Source organism: Paractinoplanes durhamensis (genome assembly GCF_016862175.1).
GTDB lineage: Bacteria > Actinomycetota > Actinomycetes > Mycobacteriales > Micromonosporaceae > Actinoplanes > Actinoplanes durhamensis.
In genome coordinates, this window is sequence record NZ_BOML01000105.1 from 1 (window position 1) to 2,417 (window position 2,417).

2 protein-coding genes are annotated in these 2,417 nt (G+C 67.8%); both read left to right on the forward strand.

Features of this window, described 5'->3' with window-relative positions; genetic code table 11:
• Nucleotides 1-273 precede the first annotated feature (273 nt).
• On the forward strand, nt 274-1,623 hold the full coding sequence (locus tag Adu01nite_RS47165) for a C2 family cysteine protease (protein ID WP_203735961.1): 1,350 nt from the start codon (nt 274-276) through the stop codon (nt 1,621-1,623).
• Between the two features lie 189 nt (nt 1,624-1,812).
• Nucleotides 1,813-2,388: a hypothetical protein gene (locus tag Adu01nite_RS47170; RefSeq protein WP_203735962.1), complete on the forward strand. Its 576-nt coding sequence runs from the start codon at nt 1,813-1,815 to the stop codon at nt 2,386-2,388.
• Nucleotides 2,389-2,417 lie beyond the last annotated feature (29 nt).

The window sequence follows — 2,417 nt, forward strand, 5'->3', positions numbered from 1 at the left end:
GTAACGGCTACGACGCCCGGCCGGCTCAGTCTGATTTGTCTTGAGCGACCTTCTAGGAATTTATGATTTGTCTGCTCTTTCCCTCGCGTTGTCGCGTTGCCGACCGAGGTGTTGCGGCGGAATTCCGTAGGCGGGAAAACGTAAGTATCGGCGACGTCACCGTAGGCACCAGGATGACGATCTAATGCCTGGCGCAGTGGACTTCAGTTCCCGGACATCGACCCGATGCGGATCGGCACGTCGATCTTTTTCTTCCAGCAACGGAGATTCACCATGTCGGACAATGGAGCGTCCACCCCGGCCACTGCCGTGGCCAACCCGTACGCCCTCGCTGAGCTCGTGGCCGGGCGGCGCATCAAATGGGCCGAGGTCGCCGACGCGCCTCGGCTGCTCGAGTCGATCCTGCAGACGCCGTATCGCGAGCTGTTCGATCCCAAGTTCGGCGGTCCCCTCTACTTCGGCTTCGGGCTCGACGAACGGATGAGCCTGCAACCGGTTCGGACGCCCCTCCTCGACATCGACGTCGATGTGACCGCCAACGATCTGGAGGTGCCGCGCGACACCGGCACCGTCGAGAGGCTCGATGATCTGGGGCCGCTCTTCAAGCTCGACTCGATCGGCTCGATCCCCGTGGAGCGGGCCGAGTTGATCGGCGACAACCTGCACCTCGTCTTGCGGCTCTCGGTGCAGAACCGGCTGTCGCGGTATGCCCGGGTGTTCTCCAAGTCGCTCCTCGCCAGGTTTGCCCCGGACCCGGCTACGGTCGGCAAGTCCGCTGACTGGACTCCGCCCGGCGCCACGTGGGGCGACGCCGGGCGCTTCTTCAACGAGGCGGCCGAGTTCTTCGACCCGATCCAGGGCGCGGTCGCCAATTGCTACTTCATCGCCGCGCTTTCCGCCGTTGCATGGGCGATGCCGCACCAGATCCGGCACGTGACCCGGGCGACCGGCGTGGCGCAGGCCGACTTCACCAACATGGTGCAGTTCTTCGAGCCGGACAGCGGCGGCAGGCTGGCCGCCGAGATCGAGGTGACCGACACCGTGCCGCTCACCGCGTCCGGCTGGTTCCTGTACGCGCGGTCGAGCGAGGCCGGCGAGATCTGGCCGGCGGTGTACGAAAAGGCGTACGCGAAATTGAAGACCGGCACGACCACCGACCACCCCGATATCCTGGCCACCGCCTGGGGTGATTGCGTGTGGGCGACCGCGCAGCTCACCGGTGGCCGGCGCGAATACCACGGGTCGGCGAATTACACCGCCGACCAGCTTTGGAACCTTGTGCGGGGCAATTCACTGGGCGGGCGAACGTTCAACCCGATGACCGCCTGGACGTACTCGTCCGGCGACGAATCACCCGACAAGGTGAACTATGCGGACGCGAATGTGGTGGGCTCCCACTGTTACACGATTCTCGGCTGGGACTACCGCGACGGGCACAAATACCTGATCCTGCGAAACCCGTGGGGCAACACGGAGGCGACGCTCGGCACCCTGACCGGCACCACCTTTGTGTACGACGTGAGCTGGTGGCGCCCCATCGACCTCACCGTTGTCGACGGAACATTTGCGGTCGAGGCGTCGACGTTCAAGGCCTACTGGGCCGGATTGGGAGTGGCGAAGTAGCTCTATGGCAGCCGGAACAGTGTGTGGAAACGTGGGCCGAGCCACGGGCGGCGGCCGAAGGCGACGGCGCCGCCGGACGCGATCGCCCGCCACAGCTTGCGACGGCGGAAGCCGACCTCGCCGTCATCGGCCCCCTTCTACCCGCGGCGGTCGCCGTAAGCGGCGATCGTCCACTGTTAGCGTGCACGCATGGCGGATCGTCGTAGTGGTCTTGTCCTCGCCGCGGCGGTGGGGGCTCTGGCCGGCGCTGCCATCGTCCGGAAGCGACGGGGGTGGGCCGCGGCGACCGGGGCCGTGGTGCTCGCCGCCACTGAGGCAGTGGCGCGGGCCCGGCAACGGCCCGGCGAAATTCCGCCGTGGTGGTCTCGTGTCGTGATGAGCGGCGCGATCGGCGCGCAGGCGGGCTGGCTCGGTGGGCGGTTCACCAAGGCCGGGCCGGTGACGGTGGGGGTGGCCGCCGGATCGGTGGCCGGGGCGCTCGGGCTGCGGCCGCAGAAGGTGGCGCTCGGGCCCGTTGCCGGTGCGGCGGTGGGAGTGGCCCTCCGCGGGCGCAACCCCTCCCCCGCAGCCGTGGCGGCCGCCGCGGTGGTGGCCTTCCGGGTGCTGTCGGCGGCGCTGTTCCGCGACCCTCAGGTGCGGCTGCTGGCCGAACAGCTCGACGTCCACACGGAGGCCGGTGAGCTACGCGCTGAGCACGCGTTCTCCCTCTACGGTCTTCCGTTCCTGGTGCTGCGGTACACCATTCATCGAAAGCTCCCCGGCTGAGTGCAGTGGCGGGCCCGGCATGGTGCCGG

Coding starts and splice junctions, on each gene's coding strand:
- Adu01nite_RS47165 (WP_203735961.1), top strand. CDS start 274: ATGTCGGACAATGGAGCGTCCACCCCGGCCACTGCCGTGGCCAACCCG.
- Adu01nite_RS47170 (WP_203735962.1), top strand. CDS start 1,813: ATGGCGGATCGTCGTAGTGGTCTTGTCCTCGCCGCGGCGGTGGGGGCT.